Origin of the sequence: Klebsiella sp. 10982, from assembly GCF_048589245.1 — a bacterium.
GTDB classification, from domain to species: Bacteria; Pseudomonadota; Gammaproteobacteria; order Enterobacterales; family Enterobacteriaceae; genus Klebsiella; species Klebsiella quasivariicola.
The window spans coordinates 11,794-28,103 of sequence record NZ_JBMAXV010000025.1 but is presented as its reverse complement, the minus strand read 5'-3'; the positions used below and the strand labels follow the sequence as shown (position 1 = coordinate 28,103).

Here is a 16,310-nt window from a genome sequence, read left to right as displayed (position 1 = left end):
GGAGAATTCAACATGGCATACAGCGAAAAAGTTATCGATCATTACGAGAATCCGCGCAACGTCGGCTCTTTTGACAACAGCGACGAGAACGTCGGCAGCGGCATGGTCGGCGCGCCGGCCTGCGGCGACGTGATGAAGTTGCAGATTAAAGTCAACAATGAAGGTATCATTGAAGACGCGCGCTTCAAGACCTATGGCTGCGGTTCCGCTATCGCTTCCAGCTCCCTGGTCACCGAGTGGGTGAAGGGTAAATCGCTGGACGAAGCGCAGGCGATCAAGAACACCGATATCGCCGATGAACTGGAACTGCCGCCGGTGAAAATTCACTGCTCTATCCTGGCGGAAGACGCGATTAAAGCCGCGATTGCGGATTACAAAAGCAAACGTGAAGCAAAATAATTAGTTGAGGTTTTGTTATGTCGATTACTCTTAGCGACAGTGCAGCAGCGCGAGTCAATACCTTCCTGGCGAACCGCGGTAAAGGGTTTGGCCTGCGCCTGGGCGTGAGAACCTCCGGCTGCTCGGGTATGGCCTATGTACTGGAGTTTGTTGACGAGCCGGCGGCTGAAGACACCGTGTTTGAAGACAAAGGCGTGAAGGTCGTGATCGACGGCAAAAGTCTGCAATTCCTCGACGGCACGCAGCTGGACTTCGTCAAAGAAGGCCTCAACGAAGGGTTTAAATTCACTAACCCTAACGTCAAAGACGAGTGCGGCTGCGGCGAAAGCTTTAACGTATAATCGGTACTCCCCAACCCCACCGCGGTCACGCCGCGCGTGGGGTTTTAGTTTAGATGCATGACCCTGAGGTTACTATGGACTATTTCACCCTCTTCGGGTTACCAGCCAGCTATACCCTCTCGCTCGAACAACTGGCTGTCCGGTATCAGGATCTGCAGCGCCAGTACCATCCGGATAAATTTGCCAGCGCACCTGCAGCGGAACAGCTTGCGGCGGTTCAGCACTCCGCCACCATTAACCAGGCCTGGCAGACGTTGCGCCATCCGCTGACTCGCGCGGAATACCTTCTCTCGCTGCATGGCTTTGATCTCGCCAGCGAACAGCATACCGTTCGCGACACCGCGTTTCTGATGGAACAGCTGGAGCTGCGCGAAGAGCTGGATGAGATCGGTCAGGCGAAAGACGATGCGCGGCTGGAAAGCTTTATCAAACGAGTGAAAGCGCTGTTTGATACCCGCCAGCAGCTGATGGTTGACCAATTGCATAATGAGAGCTGGGAGGCGGCGGCGGACACGGTACGTAAGCTCCGTTTCCTCGATAAACTGCGCAGCAGTGCTGAAGAACTCGAAGAAAAACTGCTCGATTTTTAATTTTCGGAAGCAATTATGGCCTTATTACAAATTAGTGAGCCCGGCCTGAGCGCCGCGCCGCATCAGCGTCGTCTGGCGGCCGGTATCGATCTGGGCACCACCAATTCTCTGGTGGCTACCGTGCGTAGCGGCCAGGCCGAAACTCTGCCCGATCATCAAGGCCGCTACCTGCTGCCGTCGGTGGTGAACTACCACGCTTCGGGGCTGACCGTCGGCTATGATGCCCGGCTGAACGCCGCCCAGGATCCCGCCAATACCATCAGCTCGGTGAAGCGGATGATGGGGCGCTCCCTCGCCGATATTCAAAACCGCTACCCGCATCTGCCGTATCAGCTGCAGGCCAGTGAAAACGGTCTGCCGATGATCCAGACCGCTGGCGGCCTGCTGAATCCGATCCGCGTCTCCGCCGATATCCTGAAAGCGCTGGCCGCCCGCGCCACTGAAGCGCTGGCTGGCGAACTCGACGGCGTGGTCATTACCGTTCCGGCCTACTTCGACGACGCTCAGCGTCAGGGGACTAAAGACGCGGCGCGTTTGGCGGGTCTGCACGTGCTCCGCTTGTTGAACGAACCCACTGCGGCGGCGATTGCCTACGGCCTCGATTCCGGTCAGGAAGGGGTGATTGCGGTCTACGATCTCGGCGGCGGCACCTTTGATATCTCCATTCTGCGCTTAAGCCGCGGGGTGTTTGAAGTGCTGGCCACCGGCGGTGACTCGGCTCTCGGCGGCGATGATTTCGACCATCTGCTGGCGGACTACCTGCGCGAGCAAGCAGGCTTCAGCGACCGTAGCGACAATCGTCTGCAGCGTGAGCTGCTGGATGCCGCCATCGCGGCGAAAATCGCCCTCAGCGATGCCGAGGAAGCGCACGTTGAGGTCGGCGGCTGGCAGGGCGAAATCACCCGTAGCCAGTTTAACGATCTGATTGCCCCGCTGGTAAAACGTACCCTGATGGCCTGCCGACGCGCGCTGAAAGACGCCGGCGTTGACGCGCAAGAGGTGCTGGAAGTGGTGATGGTCGGCGGTTCCACTCGCGTGCCGCTGGTGCGCGAACGCGTTGGCGAATTCTTTGGCCGCACTCCGCTGACCTCTATCGACCCGGACAAAGTTGTCGCCATCGGCGCGGCGATCCAGGCCGATATTCTGGTCGGCAACAAGCCGGACAGCGAACTGCTGCTGCTGGATGTTATCCCGCTGTCGCTTGGGCTGGAAACCATGGGCGGCCTGGTAGAGAAAGTCATCCCGCGTAATACCACCATTCCGGTGGCCCGCGCGCAGGAATTCACCACTTTCAAAGATGGCCAGACGGCGATGTCCATTCACGTGATGCAGGGCGAGCGTGAGCTGGTGCAGGATTGCCGCTCGCTGGCGCGTTTTGCGCTGCGCGGTATCCCGGCGCTGCCGGCGGGTGGGGCGCATATTCGCGTTACCTTCCAGGTGGATGCTGACGGTCTGCTGAGCGTTACGGCGATGGAAAAATCGACCGGCGTGGAAGCCTCCATCCAGGTGAAACCGTCTTACGGCCTGACGGACGGCGAAATCGCCACCATGATTAAAGATTCAATGAGCTACGCCGAACAGGATATCCAGGCGCGCATGCTGGCTGAACAGAAAGTCGAAGCCGCTCGCGTACTGGAGAGCCTGGCCAGCGCGCTGGCCGCCGACGCCGCGCTGTTAAGCGCCGCGGAACGTCAGGCTATCGATGCCGCTGCGGAGCAGGTCCGCGCCGCCGCGGCAGGCGATGATGCCGACGCGATTAAAGAAGCGATTAAAAATATCGACACACAAACCCAGGAATTCGCCGCCCGCCGTATGGATCAGTCGGTCCGTATCGCGCTGAAAGGCCAATCCGTGGACGAGGTTTAAAATGCCAAAAATTGTATTTCTGCCCCACCAGGACCTGTGTCCGGATGGCATCGTTGTGGAAGCTGAGACCGGTGAAACCATTCTCGATGCCGCGCTGCGTAGCGGCATCGAGATTGAACATGCCTGCGAAAAATCCTGTGCCTGCACCACCTGCCACTGCATCGTGCGTGAAGGTTTTGACTCGCTGGCCGAGAGTAGCGAAGATGAAGACGATATGCTGGATAAAGCCTGGGGACTGGAACCTGACAGCCGCCTGAGCTGCCAGGCGCGCGTCACCGACGAAGATCTGGTCGTTGAGATCCCGCGTTACACCATCAACCACGCACGCGAGCACTAATATGGCACTGAAATGGACTGACAGTCGCGAAATCGGCGAAGCGTTGTACGATGCTTACCCGGATCTCGACCCGAAAACCGTTCGCTTTACCGATATGCATCAGTGGATTTGCGATCTGGAAGAGTTTGATGATGACCCAAACGCATCCAATGAAAAAATTCTCGAGGCGATTCTGCTAGTCTGGTTAGACGAAGCCGAATAATTTTCGCGTCATGATTCATGCGGCGATATGAAGTTGGCTAAATCATCGAGCGAGAGAACGTTACGGGCTGCCATACGGTGGCCCGTTTGCTAAGAAGGATAATGATAATGACCGAAGCCATGAAGATTACGCTTTCTACTCAGCCAGCCGATGCGCGCTGGGGAGAAAAGGCGTCTTACAGCATTAATAATGACGGCATCGCCCTGCACCTCAACGGCAAAGACGATCTGGGTTTGATCCAGCGCGCGGCGCGGAAAATTGACGGTATGGGTATCAAGCACGTCGCCCTGAGCGGCGAAGGCTGGAACACCGATCGCGCCTGGGCCTTCTGGGCGGGCTATAAAGGGCCGAAGGGCACTCGCAAAGTGGAATGGCCGACTCTGGACGACGCGCAGCGTAGTGAACTGGATAACCGTCTGACCATAATCGACTGGGTGCGCGATACCATCAATGCGCCGGCGGAAGAGCTGGGGCCGGAGCAGCTGGCGCAGCGCGCCGTCGACCTGCTGTGCAGCGTGGCGGGTGAGCAGATGAGCTATCGCATCACTAAAGGTGAAGATCTGCGCGAGCAGGGTTATCTCGGCCTGCACACCGTGGGCCGCGGCTCCGAGCGTCCGCCGGTCCTGCTGGCGCTGGACTATAACCCGACTGGCGATAAAGAAGCGCCGGTGTACGCCTGCCTGGTGGGCAAAGGCATCACTTTTGATTCCGGCGGCTACAGCATCAAACAGAGCGCCTTTATGGATTCAATGAAATCCGATATGGGGGGTGCGGCGACCGTCACCGGCGCGCTGGCTTTTGCCATCACCCGCGGTCTGAACAAGCGCGTGAAGCTCTACCTGTGCTGCGCCGACAACCTGATCAGCGGCAATGCATTCAAACTTGGCGATATCATTCATTATCGTAACGGCAAAACCGTTGAAGTGATGAACACCGACGCCGAAGGCCGCCTGGTGCTGGCGGATGGCCTGATTGACGCTTCGGCGCAGAAGCCAGAGCTGATCATCGACGCCGCCACCCTGACAGGCGCGGCGAAAACCGCGCTGGGTAATGACTACCACGCGCTGTTCAGCTTTGACGATGCGTTGGCCAATCGCCTGCTGGCGAGCGCGCAGGCGGAAAACGAAGCCTTCTGGCGTCTGCCGCTGGCCGAGTTCCACCGCAACCAGCTGCCGTCTAACTTTGCTGAACTGAACAATACCGGCAGCGCGGCCTATCCGGCTGGCGCCAGCACCGCGGCGGGCTTCCTGTCCCACTTCGTGGAAAACTACCACCAGGGTTGGCTGCATATTGACTGCTCCGCGACGTACCGTAAAGCCGCGGTAGAGCAGTGGTCGGCGGGCGCGACGGGTCTTGGCGTACGTACTATCGCCAATCTGCTGACGGCTGAGTAATGGCCTTGCCGGGTAGCGCTACGTTTACCCGGCCTGTATTTTTTGCCGGGTGGCGCGATACCTGCCCGGTCTGGAAAATCCCCAGGCCCGTGCAAGCGTGGTGCCGGCGGGCAATTCATTGTGAAGTAGCCAAACTATGTCTGATACCAAAAACGAATTAGAAACCCTGCTGGAAAAAGCGGCGACCGAGCCCGCTCATCGTCCGGCATTTTTCAGCGCGCTGCTGGAGGCGACCGTCTGGGTGCCGGGCAGTGCAGCCGATGGTGAGCAGATTGTCGAAGATAGCGCGCTGGATCTGCAGCACTGGGAAAAAGAGGACGGCAGCTCGGTGATCCCGTTCTTCACCTCGCTGGAGGCGCTGCAGCAGGCGGTGGAAGACGAGCAGGCTTTCGTGATGATGCCGGCCCGCACGCTGATGGCGATGACGTTGGGCGAATCGCTGTTCCTCAACCCGAAGCTGCCGAGCGGCAAAGAGTTCACCCCGCGTGAAATCAGTCATCTGCTCGGTGAAGAGGGCAGCCCGCTCAGTACCCAGACGGTACTGGAAGGCGGCGAAGCGCTGTTGTTATCTGAAGTCGCCGAACCGCCGGCGCAGATGGTGGATTCGCTGACTACGCTGTTCAAGACGCTGAAGACCGTCAAGCGGGCGTTTCTGTGCTCAATTAAAGAGCACGCCGACGCGCCGGCTAACCTGCTAATCGGCATTGAGGCGGAAGGGGATATCGAAGCCATTATTCAGACCACCGGTAGCGTGGCGACCGATACCCTGCCCGGCGATGAACCGATTGATATTTGCCAGGTGGTGGAAGGCGAGAAGGGCATCAGCCACTTTATGATTGCCCATATCACGCCGTTCTATGAAAAGCGCTGGGGCAGCTTTCTGCGCGATTTTAAACAAAACCGCATTATCTGAAAGCGGGGGCGTCTGCCCCCACTGTGTTTCCGCGGCCTGCGCCAGGATCTGAAAAACGGCTCTGTAGAAATTAATGCAGAGCGGCAAAAATCCGCGGGTAGGCTGACACCATGTGATAAAGAAGAAATCCCGTTACGCACAGCGTGACGATCCCATTGTAGAGTGCTATATCCCCGCGCCAGGCCCGGCATCTCTCTTCGCCCAGCAGAGAACGTATCGCTGCCACCAGCCCGCCGACCAGCATAAACGCCAGTAACACCCCCACCATCTGCGCAATGACAATATACCAGCCCAGCGGCGTATTCACGCCCCGGGCGCTCATCAGCGCGATTTGCGCCGGCAAAATCGTCTGGAACCCGAGGGTGAGGAGCATCAGAAGGCGCAGATCCGCCAGCTGAGCGTCGAACGTGCGGGCCAGACGCCGGGCGTCACGCAGCAGCAGCACACCCGACGCCACCGCCGCGGCAACGCTGACGTGCTGGAGAATAAAAATATATAACGCCAGCGTCCCGGATCCGACCTTGGCCAAAAAGAACAGATTGCAAAAGACGATAATCAGCAGGCCAAATTTTATGCCCCAGGCGCGGAGAACCTCGCCGGGCCAGCGCCGGCTTGACGCAGGGTTATGCATCATCCACGCGGCAAGGGTCGACTTACCGTAACCGGGCGCGAGCAGCACCATCAGAAAACCCAGCAGCGCCTGGTGACCATAGGTTATTAACGGGACCTCTTCCAGCGTGACCCCGAGAAAGCGGGTATAAACAGAAACCGGCACAGGCACCAGGCTTAACCATGTCCGGTTCCATTGCGGCCAACAATAAAGAATGACGCCGCCCGCCAGCAGGCCAGCTATGCCTCCCAGCCAGGGACGGCGCGGTGAATCAGCAGAATGTGGGTTAGAGACTAATGCCATTTTCACTCCTTGTGGTGACATCAGGTTACGGATAAAACGCTCCCTCCTGGAGCAGGCCCCGGCGGCGCGCGTTAATCGCGTCATCCGGGGTGAGATGGTGAATTAGTCAGGACAGCCTTCGAGCCTGGCGTAAAGATCCTCATGAATATATTCCAGCTCCAGCAAGGCGCCATCGCGTGCCTCATTGAGGGTCTGCTGATGCTGCCATTCGTCGTGACTCTCCTCGCTGCCGGCAAAGATCCCCTGCAGATATTCAATCAGTGACGATTCTGCCAGCCAGAGATCATTCTCTTTACCCTCGAAGCGGACAACAGGATATTCACCTTGTTCATCACGTTCAGTGACATAGATAAATACCTGCTGATCGCCGGCGTGGCTGATGCGAATCAGGGCAGGAAGACGCGGATCGTCGTTCCAGACGGGCATCAGCTCTTCAAAGTCCAGTCCGGCCATATCAAGACCATTCATGTAATAAGCATCTTCATCAAGCGAGTCGGAAAGCAGGACGCCATGTTCATCAATGGAGTCCACAACCCATTCCAGTACCAGCTGTCCGTGGGGGCTTTTCAGTTGGCAATCGTAGGCCAACAGCGCTTTCAGACTCTCCGGAAGCGCCACGGTTTCGCTATTTTGCGGGTCACGATATTTCCGTACCCGCAGGCGATCCACTTCGTCTACGGGCATCGGTTTCGGGGTGGGATTGCGGTTGTACTTATGTACGACATCCATGAGATCCGGTAATGAAAATGCCATTATTCAATTTCCTTATATAGTGAGTGGCAGTAAAGCGAATACGGCAGGTACAAACCCTGCGGCAGCACAGAGTAACCGGTTTAGCGAGAAGCAGAAGGAGGGGAGAGGGAAAATCAGAAATTATTTAGTGACCGCGGGACGGGAGGCCCGCGGTCACGCCGTGTTTACGGAGCGGCAGAGGCCGGTTCAATCGGCAGATCGCTCCGCGCGCCCCATTCGCTCCAGGAGCCGTCGTACAGGCAGACGCCGTTCACGCCAAGCGTGGTGAGCGCCAGCACGACCACCGCCGCCGTCACCCCCGATCCGCAGCTGGCGATGATTGGCCGTTCAAAATCGACACCCTGACGTAAAAAGATGTCGTTCAGCTCGTCGACGGTTTTCAGCTCGCCGTTAATCACCAGCTCCGTCCACGGCACGTTAAGCGCGCCGGGGATATGCCCGCGACGCAGGCCCGGGCGCGGTTCGTCGGCCTGACCGTTGAACCGGGCCGCCGGACGCGCATCGACAATCTGCGCCGACCCTTCATGGCTGACCAGCAGGACGTCGGTCAGGCGCTTAATCTGCTGGGGATCGAAGCGCACATCGAATTCCCCTTCGGCCACCTCGGGCACCCCTTGCTCCAGCGGCAGCTCGTCGCGACGCCAGCCCTCCAGTCCGCCGGCCAGAATGGACACCTTCTCGACGCCAAAGGTGCGCAGCATCCACCAGGCGCGAGGCGCGGAAAACAGATTGCCCTCGTCATAGACCACCAGGTGCTTATCGCTGCAGACGCCCAGCTCGCGCATGGCGACGGCAAACGCTTCGGCGCGCGGCATCATATGCGGCAGCGGGCTGGTGTGGTCGGAAAGCGCCTCGATATCGAAAAACAGCGCGTTCGGCACGTGGCCAGCGCGGTATTCCGCGGCCATATCGCGCAGGGCCTCCTGCCCGGCGGGCGCCATGCGGGCGTCGATAATCTGAATTTCCGGGTCATCAATATGTTCTGCCAGCCAGTCGGCAGCGACAAAAAACGAGGTGGACATAGGTGCCTCCGTTTTATTATTCATGACTGAATTGTCGGCGTTTTATCCGGCGCTGACAAGTTAAGGACGCCAGAGTGGGGACGGCGTCACGGCACTTTTCTGATTAATCGGCATAAACCCGCGTCATCACTGTTGAGAAATGTCAGCATAACGCATAATAAATGTGACAAATTGCATCAGGCTCACCGGCCGAGGGGTTAGAAGGATGAAACCATTTCGTTTAGCGGCGCTGTCACTGGCGCTCCTTACCGCATTTTCATTAACCGGGTGTGATGACAGCGGTACGCCGCAGGCCTCGGCCCCGGCGCCGGCCGCGGATAGTAGCCCTGGCACAACGGCAAAACCGGACCGCGCCCAGCTGGCGGCGCTGGCGGAAAAAAGCCAGGGCAAAGCGCTAACGCTGCTCGACGCCTCGGAAGTGCAACTGGATGGCGCCGCGACCCTGGTGCTGACGTTTTCCGTACCGCTGCAGCCGGACCAGGATTTCTCCCGCAGCGTGCATCTGGTGGATAAGAAAAACGGGAAGGTGGACGGCGCCTGGGAGCTGGCGCCGAATCTGAAAGAGCTGCGTCTGCGTCATCTCGAGCCGAAGCGCGATCTGATTGTCTCGGTCGACCCGACGCTGATGGCCCTGAACAAGGCGACGCTCGACAAACCGTTTGAGAAGACACTGACCACCCGCGATATCGCGCCGAGCGTTGGTTTCGCCAGCCGCGGTTCGCTGCTGCCGGGCAACGTGATCGCCGGGCTGCCGGTGATGGCGCTGAACGTCGATAATGTCGACGTTAATTTCTTCCGCATTAAGCCGGAATCACTCTCCGCGTTTGTCAGCCAGTGGGAATACCGTAACTCGTTAAGCAACTGGGAGTCTGACGAGCTGCTGAAGATGGCGGATCTGGTCTATACCGGCCGCTTCGATCTCAACCCGGCGCGCAATACCCGCGAAAAGCTGCTGCTGCCGCTAAGCGACATCAAGCCGCTCCAGCAGCCTGGCGTCTACGTGGCGGTGATGAACCCGGCGGGCCACTATAGCTACAGCAACGCGGCAACGCTGTTCACCCTCAGCGATATTGGCGTCTCGGCGCATCGCTACCACAACCGGCTCGATGTCTTCACCCAGAGTCTCGAAAATGGCGCCGCGCAGTCGGGAATTGAAGTGCAACTGCTAAACGCCAAAGGGCAGACGCTGGCACAGGCGAAAAGCGACAGCCAGGGTCATGTCACCCTGCAAACCGATAAAGAGGCCGCGCTGCTGCTGGCGCGAAAGGAGGGGCAAACCACGCTCCTCGACCTCAAGCTGCCGGCGCTGGATCTGGCGGAATTCTCGATTGCCGGTGCGCCGGGCTTCAGTAAACAATTCTTTATGTTTGGCCCGCGCGATCTCTATCGTCCGGGTGAAACCGTGATCCTCAATGCGCTGTTGCGCGATAGCGACGGTAAGCCGCTGGCGGAACAGCCGGTGAAGCTGGAGGTGGTGCAGCCGGATGGCCAGGTGATCCGCTCGGTGATGAGCAAACCGGTTAACGGTCTGTATCAGTTTACTTATCCGCTCGACAGCGGCGCGGCCACCGGTATGTGGCACATTCGCGCCAGCACCGGCGATAATCAACCCCGCGAGTGGGATTTCCACGTCGAAGACTTTATGCCCGAACGTATGGCGCTGAACCTGACGCCGCAGGCGGCGCCAGTCGCGCCGAATGCCGATGTCACCTTTGGCGTCAGCGGCGCCTATCTCTACGGCGCGCCGGCCAGCGGCAACCAGCTGCAGGGCAAGCTCTTCCTGCGTCCGCTGCGCGACGCCGTCGCCGCGCTGCCGGGCTTCCAGTTAGGCGATATCGCGGAAGAAAACCTCTCCCGTAGTCTGGATGAAGTCCAGCTGACGCTGGATGAAAAAGGCCATGGCGAAGTGACCACCTCGAGCCAGTGGCAGGATAGCCACTCGCCGCTGCAGGTGGTGTTGCAGGCCAGCCTGTTGGAATCCGGCGGCCGGCCGGTGACCCGTACGGTTAAGCAGCCGATCTGGCCTGCCGAGGCGCTGCCGGGGATCCGCCCGCAATTTACGCTAAAAGACGTTTACGATTACCGCACCGACACCACCGTGAAGCAGCCGGTGGTGGATGAAAACAGTAATGCCGCGTTTGATATCGTCTATGCCGACGCCAAAGGCGAGAAAAAAGCGGTCTCCGGTCTGCAGGTGCGGCTGATCCGCGAACGACGTGACTACTACTGGAACTGGTCCGATAGCGAGGGCTGGCAGTCGCAGTTCGATCAAAAAGATCTGCAGGAGGGCGAGGAGTCGCTGGATCTGCAGGCCGGGCAAACCGGTAAAGTGAGCTTCCCGGTAGAGTGGGGCTCCTATCGTCTGGAGGTGAAAGGGCCGGACGATGTCGTCAGCAGCGTGCGCTTCTGGGCCGGCTATAGCTGGCAGGATAACAGCGAAGGTACCGGCGCGGCGCGTCCGGACCGGGTCACCATGAAACTGGATAAACCGAGCTATAAACCGGGCGATACCATCAAACTGCATATCGCCGCCCCGGCGGCGGGTAAAGGCTACGCGATGGTGGAATCCAGTGAAGGGCCGCTGTGGTGGCAGGAAATTGACGTCCCTGCGGAGGGGATGGAGCTGTCGATCCCGGTGGATAAAGCCTGGAATCGCCACGACCTCTACCTCAGCACGCTGGTGGTTCGCCCCGGCGATAAATCGCGCTCGGCGACGCCGAAACGCGCGGTAGGCCTGCTGCATCTGCCGCTGGGCGATGAAAACCGTCGCCTGACGCTGGCGCTGGAGGCCCCGGACAAAATGCGCCCCAACCAGCCGCTGACGGTAAAAGTGAAAGCCAGCGTCAAAGAGGGCGAGGTGCCGAAACAGGTCAACGTCCTGCTCTCCGCGGTGGATAGCGGGGTGCTGAATATTACCGATTACGCCACGCCGGATCCGTGGAACGCTTTTTTTGGCCAGAAGCGTTACGGCGCAGATATCTATGACATCTACGGCCAGGTGATCGAAGGACAGGGGCGTTTAGCCAGCCTGCGCTTCGGCGGCGATGGCGACGAGTTAAAACGCGGCGGCAAACCGCCGGTTAACCACGTGACGATCGTCGCCCAGCAGGCGCAGCCGGTGGTGTTGAATGACCTGGGCGAAGGCACGGTGACGTTGCCCATCGGCGATTTTAACGGCGAACTGCGGGTGATGGCCCAGGCGTGGACGGCAGATGACTTCGGCAGCAGCGAAGATAAAGTGGTGGTGGCCGCCCCGGTTATCGCCGAGCTGAACACCCCGCGCTTCCTTGCCAGCGGCGACACCACGCGTCTGGCGCTGGATCTCAGTAACCTGACTGATAAACCGCAAACCCTGCAGGTTCACCTTGCCGCCAGCGGGCTGGTCACCTTAACCGAGGGCCAGCTGCCGCCGGTGCAGCTGGCGCCGGGCGCGCGCAGCACGCTGTTCGTGCCGGTGAGCGCGCTGGCGGGTTTTGGCGATGGTCAGCTCAATGCCACCATCAGCGGCCTGAGCCTGCCGGGTGAAACCTTCGCCCCGCTGCAAAAACAGTGGAAAATCGGCGTCCGTCCGGCGTTCCCGGCACAGACCATCAATAGCGGCGCGGTGTTACAACCCGGCGAAAGCTGGCAGGCGCTGGCGGCGCAGAGTGAGGGCTTCGCTCCGCAAACGCTGCAGGGCCAACTGCTGCTCAGTGGTAAACCGCCGTTGAACCTCGCCCGCTATATCCGCGAGCTGAAAGCCTATCCTTACGGCTGCCTTGAGCAGACCGCCAGCGGCCTGTTCCCTTCTCTATACACCAGCGCGGCGCAGCTAAAAGCGCTGGGCATCAGCGGCGATAGCGATGAAAAACGCCGCGCGGCGGTCGATGTGGGTATCTCGCGCCTGCTGCAGATGCAGCTGGAAAACGGTGGCTTTGCGCTGTGGGATAAAGAGGGGCCGGAAGAGTACTGGCTGACCGCCTACGCCATGGACTTCCTCGTCCGCGCCGGCGAACAGGGCTACAGCGTGCCGGTCAACGCCCTTAATAAGGGGAACGAGCGCCTGCTGCGCTATCTGCAGGAACCGGGGCTGATGACCGTGCGCTACAGCGACGACGCCCAGGCCAGCCGCTTTGCCGCTCAGGCCTATGCCGCGCTGGTGCTGGCGCGTCAGCAAAAAGCGCCGCTCGGCGCACTGCGTGAAATCTGGAGCCGTCACGACCAGGCGCACTCCGGCTTGCCGCTATTACAGCTCGGTATTGCGCTGAAAACCATGGGCGATGCGCCGCGCGGCGACGAAGCCCTGAAGCTGGCGGTTACCACGCCGCGTCACAATGAAAACCGCTGGCTGGGCGATTACGGCAGCCAACTTCGCGATGACGCCCTGAAGCTGGCGCTGCTGGAAGAGAACAAGCTGCTGCCGGAGGTGCAAAATCAGCTGTTGGGCAGCTTGTCGGAAGAAGCCTTCGGTCAGCGCTGGCTGTCGACCCAGGAAACCAACGCCCTGTTCCTTGCCGGGCGTACCCTCGCCGACCTGCCGGGCAACTGGCAGGCGCAAACTTCGCTGCAGGCGGAGCCGCTGGCCAGCGACAAAGCGCAAACCCGCAACCTCGACGGCGATCGGCTGGCGTCGCTGCAGGTGAGCAATACCGGCACTCAGCCGCTGTGGCTGCGCCTCGACAGTAGCGGCTATCCGCAAAGTGCGCCGCAGCCGGGAGGGAATGTCTTGGGGATTGAACGCACTATTTTCGATACCCAGGGACAGCAGAAATCGCTGTCATCACTGCGCAGCGGTGAACTGGTGCTGGTCAAGCTGGAGGTGACCGCCAAACGCAACGTACCTGACGCGCTGGTGGTTGATCTGTTGCCTGCCGGTCTGGAGCTGGAAAACCAGAACCTGGCCAACAGCAGCGCCAGCCTGCAGGAGAATGGCGACGCGGTACAAAATCTGCTTAACCAGATGCAACAGGCGGATATTCAGCATATCGAGTTCCGCGATGACCGCTTTGTCGCCGCAGTCGCCGTCAATGAAGGCCAGCCGGTGACGCTGGTCTATCTGGCGCGGGCGGTGACGCCGGGCACTTATCAGGTCCCGCAGCCGCAGGTGGAATCGATGTATGTGCCGCAGTGGCGGGCGACCGGGGCGGCCAGCGGCCCGCTTACCGTGACGCCGTAAATGCGCGTATTGCCTCGGGTAAAACGCCGCTGGCGCTGGCTGGCGGCGTTTATTTTTCTGCTGTGGCTGGCGGTGCTGGCCGCCGATCGTCTGTGGCCGCTGCCGCTGCATGACGTCACGCCCGCCCGCGTGGTGGTGGCGGAAGACGGCACGCCGCTCTGGCGCTTTGCCGATGCGCAGGGCGTCTGGCGCTACCCGGTCACTCTCGCCGATGTGTCGCCGCGCTATCTGCAGGCGCTCATCCAGTATGAAGACCGCTGGTTCTGGAAACATCCAGGGGTCAATCCCTTCGCGGTGCTGCGCGCCGCCTGGCAGGATCTGACTTCCGGGCGGGTCATTTCCGGCGGCAGCACGCTTACCATGCAGGTGGCACGTCTGCTCGACCCCCATCCGCGCACCTTCGGCGGTAAGCTGCGCCAGCTGTGGCGGGCGCTGCAGCTGGAGTGGCATCTGTCAAAAAACGACATTCTTACCCTCTATCTGAACCGCGCGCCGTTTGGCGGCACTCTGCAGGGGATCGGCGCGGCCAGCTGGGCTTATCTCGGCAAACCGCCCGCTCAGCTCAGCTACGGCGAGGCAGCGCTACTGGCGGTGCTGCCGCAGGCGCCGAGCCGTTTACGCCCGGACCGCTGGCCGCAGCGTGCTCAGGCTGCTCGCGACAAAGTACTGGAACGGATGCTCAGCCAGGGCGTCTGGCCGCAACGGGCGGTACAGGAAGCGATGGAAGAACCTGTATGGCTATTCCCGCGGCAGATGCCGCAGCTGGCGCCGCTTTTTTCACGCCGGGCGCTGGCGACCAGCCGTGATGAAAAGGTGGTGACGACTCTGGATGCCGGGCTCCAGCGGCAGCTTGAAGATCTGGCGCTGAACTGGAAATCGCGCCTGCCGCCGCGCAGTTCGCTGGCGATAGTGGTGGTCGATCACACGGATATGAAAGTCCGCGGCTGGGTGGGCTCGGCAGATATCACCGACGACAGCCGCTTCGGCCATATTGATATGATCTCGGCGGTGCGTTCGCCAGGGTCGGTGCTGAAACCCTTTGTCTACGCGATGGCAATGGATGAGGGGCTGATTCATCCGGCGTCGCTATTGCAGGATGTGCCGCGGCGCTTTAGCGATTATCGCCCCGGCAATTTCGACAGCGGGTTTCACGGCCCGGTGAGCGCCAGCGAGGCGCTGGTGCGTTCATTGAATCTGCCGGCGGTGCAGGTGCTTGAAGCCTACGGGCCCAAACGTTTCGCGGCGAATTTACGCAATGCCGGACTGCCCCTGATGCTGCCCGCTGGCGCAGAGCCGAACCTGTCGCTGATCCTCGGCGGCGCCGGCGCGCGGCTGGAAGATATCGTGGCGGCGTACGGCGCTTTCGCCCGTCATGGCAAAGCGGCGCGCCTGCGCATGAAACCCGACGAACCGCTGGTGGAAAGGGCGCTAATGTCGCCAGGCGCGGCGTGGATTGTCCGGCGCATTTTGGCCGGCGAAGCGCAACCGGTTCCCGATGCCTCACTGCCGCAAGTGGTCCCGCTGGCGTGGAAGACCGGCACCAGCTACGGCTATCGTGACGCGTGGGCGGTGGGCCTTAATGCGCGTTATCTGATAGGCATCTGGACCGGACGCCCGGACGGTACGCCGGTGGTGGGGCAGTTTGGTTTCGCCAGTGCGGTGCCGCTGCTCAACCAGGTCAATAATTTACTGCTGGCGCGCCCGGCGATGAGCCGTAGCGGGCTGCCGATCGATCCGCGTCCGGCAACGGTCAGCCAGGGGACTCTCTGCTGGCCCGGCGGGCAGGATCTGCCGGCGGGTGACAGCAACTGCCGCCGGCGCTTAGCCAGCTGGCTGCTGGATGCCAGCCAGCCGCCGACCCTGCTGCTGCCGGGACAGGAAGGTGTGCGCGGGATCCGCTTCCCGGTGTGGCGCAATGAACGAGGTGAACGGGTGGCGGCGGATTGCCCCGGCGCGCGCGAAAGCATGATTGAGGTCTGGCCGTTGCCGCTGGAACCCTGGCTGCCACCAGGTGAGCGTCGCTCCGCGCGTCTGGGGCCGGTAGCGAAAACATGCCCGCCGCTGCAAAATCAGGATGCCGCGCCGCTGGTACTCTCCGGGATCCGTGAGGGCGCGGTGATAAAACGTCTGCCGGGTGAGGTGCGGGTGAGGTTGCCGCTACAAACCAGCGGCGGGGAAGGGCGGCGCTGGTGGTTTCTCAACGGCGAACCCTTAGACACTACCGGTGCGGGAACCACACTCACCCTGGATAAGCCCGGCGAGTGGCAGCTGGTGGTCATGGATGAGGCGGGGCAAACGGCGGCCGCCAGTTTCACCCTGCAATAACCAGGGTAAATTTGTTGTTGGCGGTTTGTGTTTCCAATACTCATCTTATTTTAACAAAATGTTACCTTCATCCGTAGGCAGGGGCGGGGATGCTCATTAT

At 60.5% G+C, this 16,310-nt stretch carries 13 protein-coding genes; 10 read left to right on the top strand and 3 right to left on the bottom strand.

What is annotated here, in order from left to right:
* The first annotated feature begins 12 nt into the window (after positions 1–12).
* The 8 genes from iscU to sseB all read left to right on the top strand — a co-directional run bounded on the left by iscU (position 13) and on the right by sseB (position 6,042).
* Positions 13–399, top strand: a complete 387-nt coding sequence (iscU, locus tag ACKLKD_RS17975) for a Fe-S cluster assembly scaffold IscU (protein WP_002913991.1) — start codon at positions 13–15, stop codon at positions 397–399.
* Positions 400–416: 17 nt separating this feature from the next.
* Positions 417–740, top strand: coding sequence for an iron-sulfur cluster assembly protein IscA (iscA, locus tag ACKLKD_RS17970; protein ID WP_004104506.1), 324 nt, complete (start codon positions 417–419; stop codon positions 738–740).
* Between the two features lie 74 nt (positions 741–814).
* The gene (hscB, locus tag ACKLKD_RS17965; protein WP_025711688.1) at positions 815–1,330 is read left to right on the top strand and encodes a co-chaperone HscB; all 516 of its coding nucleotides are present in this window, start codon (positions 815–817) and stop codon (positions 1,328–1,330) included.
* 15 nt (positions 1,331–1,345) lie between these two features.
* The gene (gene hscA / locus ACKLKD_RS17960) at positions 1,346–3,196 is read left to right on the top strand and encodes a Fe-S protein assembly chaperone HscA (RefSeq protein WP_025711689.1); all 1,851 of its coding nucleotides are present in this window, start codon (positions 1,346–1,348) and stop codon (positions 3,194–3,196) included.
* Position 3,197: 1 nt separating this feature from the next.
* Positions 3,198–3,533 (top strand): ISC system 2Fe-2S type ferredoxin, encoded by a 336-nt coding sequence (gene fdx / locus ACKLKD_RS17955; protein ID WP_002913956.1) that lies wholly within the window; start codon positions 3,198–3,200, stop codon positions 3,531–3,533.
* Between the two features lies 1 nt (position 3,534).
* A complete protein-coding gene (iscX, locus tag ACKLKD_RS17950) occupies positions 3,535–3,735 on the top strand; it encodes a Fe-S cluster assembly protein IscX (RefSeq protein ID WP_002913954.1) in 201 nt (66 codons plus the stop codon).
* Positions 3,736–3,842: 107 nt separating this feature from the next.
* Positions 3,843–5,129 (top strand): aminopeptidase PepB, encoded by a 1,287-nt coding sequence (gene pepB, locus ACKLKD_RS17945; protein WP_080924277.1) that lies wholly within the window; start codon positions 3,843–3,845, stop codon positions 5,127–5,129.
* A gap of 136 nt (positions 5,130–5,265) precedes the next feature.
* Positions 5,266–6,042 (top strand): enhanced serine sensitivity protein SseB, encoded by a 777-nt coding sequence (sseB, locus tag ACKLKD_RS17940; RefSeq protein ID WP_025711691.1) that lies wholly within the window; start codon positions 5,266–5,268, stop codon positions 6,040–6,042.
* Between the two features lie 70 nt (positions 6,043–6,112).
* Here sseB and ACKLKD_RS17935 read toward each other — a convergent pair whose 3' ends face one another.
* The 3 genes from ACKLKD_RS17935 to sseA all read right to left on the bottom strand — a co-directional run bounded on the left by ACKLKD_RS17935 (position 6,113) and on the right by sseA (position 8,730).
* Positions 6,113–6,955, bottom strand: a complete 843-nt coding sequence (locus tag ACKLKD_RS17935) for a hypothetical protein (protein ID WP_025711692.1) — start codon at positions 6,953–6,955, stop codon at positions 6,113–6,115.
* A 102-nt stretch (positions 6,956–7,057) separates the two neighbouring features.
* On the bottom strand, positions 7,058–7,708 hold the full coding sequence (locus tag ACKLKD_RS17930) for a DUF5066 family protein (protein ID WP_008803797.1): 651 nt from the start codon (positions 7,706–7,708) through the stop codon (positions 7,058–7,060).
* Positions 7,709–7,872: 164 nt separating this feature from the next.
* Entirely contained in the window at positions 7,873–8,730 is an 858-nt protein-coding gene (gene sseA, locus ACKLKD_RS17925) for a 3-mercaptopyruvate sulfurtransferase (RefSeq protein ID WP_012967442.1), read from the bottom strand.
* A gap of 205 nt (positions 8,731–8,935) precedes the next feature.
* Between sseA and ACKLKD_RS17920 the strand changes: the two genes are divergently transcribed.
* Both ACKLKD_RS17920 and pbpC read left to right on the top strand, forming a co-directional pair.
* Positions 8,936–13,885: an alpha-2-macroglobulin family protein gene (locus ACKLKD_RS17920; protein ID WP_087805514.1), complete on the top strand. Its 4,950-nt coding sequence runs from the start codon at positions 8,936–8,938 to the stop codon at positions 13,883–13,885.
* Positions 13,886–16,210, top strand: a complete 2,325-nt coding sequence (pbpC, locus tag ACKLKD_RS17915) for a peptidoglycan glycosyltransferase PbpC (RefSeq protein WP_087805512.1) — start codon at positions 13,886–13,888, stop codon at positions 16,208–16,210.
* The last annotated feature ends 100 nt before the right edge of the window (positions 16,211–16,310 follow it).

Excerpts from the sequence above, each read along its gene's own strand:
- iscU (WP_002913991.1), top strand. The coding sequence starts at position 13 with ATGGCATACAGCGAAAAAGTTATCGATCATTACGAGAATCCGCGCAAC.
- iscA (WP_004104506.1), top strand. The coding sequence starts at position 417 with ATGTCGATTACTCTTAGCGACAGTGCAGCAGCGCGAGTCAATACCTTC.
- hscB (WP_025711688.1), top strand. The coding sequence starts at position 815 with ATGGACTATTTCACCCTCTTCGGGTTACCAGCCAGCTATACCCTCTCG.
- hscA (WP_025711689.1), top strand. The coding sequence starts at position 1,346 with ATGGCCTTATTACAAATTAGTGAGCCCGGCCTGAGCGCCGCGCCGCAT.
- fdx (WP_002913956.1), top strand. The coding sequence starts at position 3,198 with ATGCCAAAAATTGTATTTCTGCCCCACCAGGACCTGTGTCCGGATGGC.
- iscX (WP_002913954.1), top strand. The coding sequence starts at position 3,535 with ATGGCACTGAAATGGACTGACAGTCGCGAAATCGGCGAAGCGTTGTAC.
- pepB (WP_080924277.1), top strand. The coding sequence starts at position 3,843 with ATGACCGAAGCCATGAAGATTACGCTTTCTACTCAGCCAGCCGATGCG.
- sseB (WP_025711691.1), top strand. The coding sequence starts at position 5,266 with ATGTCTGATACCAAAAACGAATTAGAAACCCTGCTGGAAAAAGCGGCG.
- ACKLKD_RS17935 (WP_025711692.1), bottom strand. The coding sequence starts at position 6,955 with ATGGCATTAGTCTCTAACCCACATTCTGCTGATTCACCGCGCCGTCCC.
- ACKLKD_RS17930 (WP_008803797.1), bottom strand. The coding sequence starts at position 7,708 with ATGGCATTTTCATTACCGGATCTCATGGATGTCGTACATAAGTACAAC.
- sseA (WP_012967442.1), bottom strand. The coding sequence starts at position 8,730 with ATGTCCACCTCGTTTTTTGTCGCTGCCGACTGGCTGGCAGAACATATT.
- ACKLKD_RS17920 (WP_087805514.1), top strand. The coding sequence starts at position 8,936 with ATGAAACCATTTCGTTTAGCGGCGCTGTCACTGGCGCTCCTTACCGCA.
- pbpC (WP_087805512.1), top strand. The coding sequence starts at position 13,886 with ATGCGCGTATTGCCTCGGGTAAAACGCCGCTGGCGCTGGCTGGCGGCG.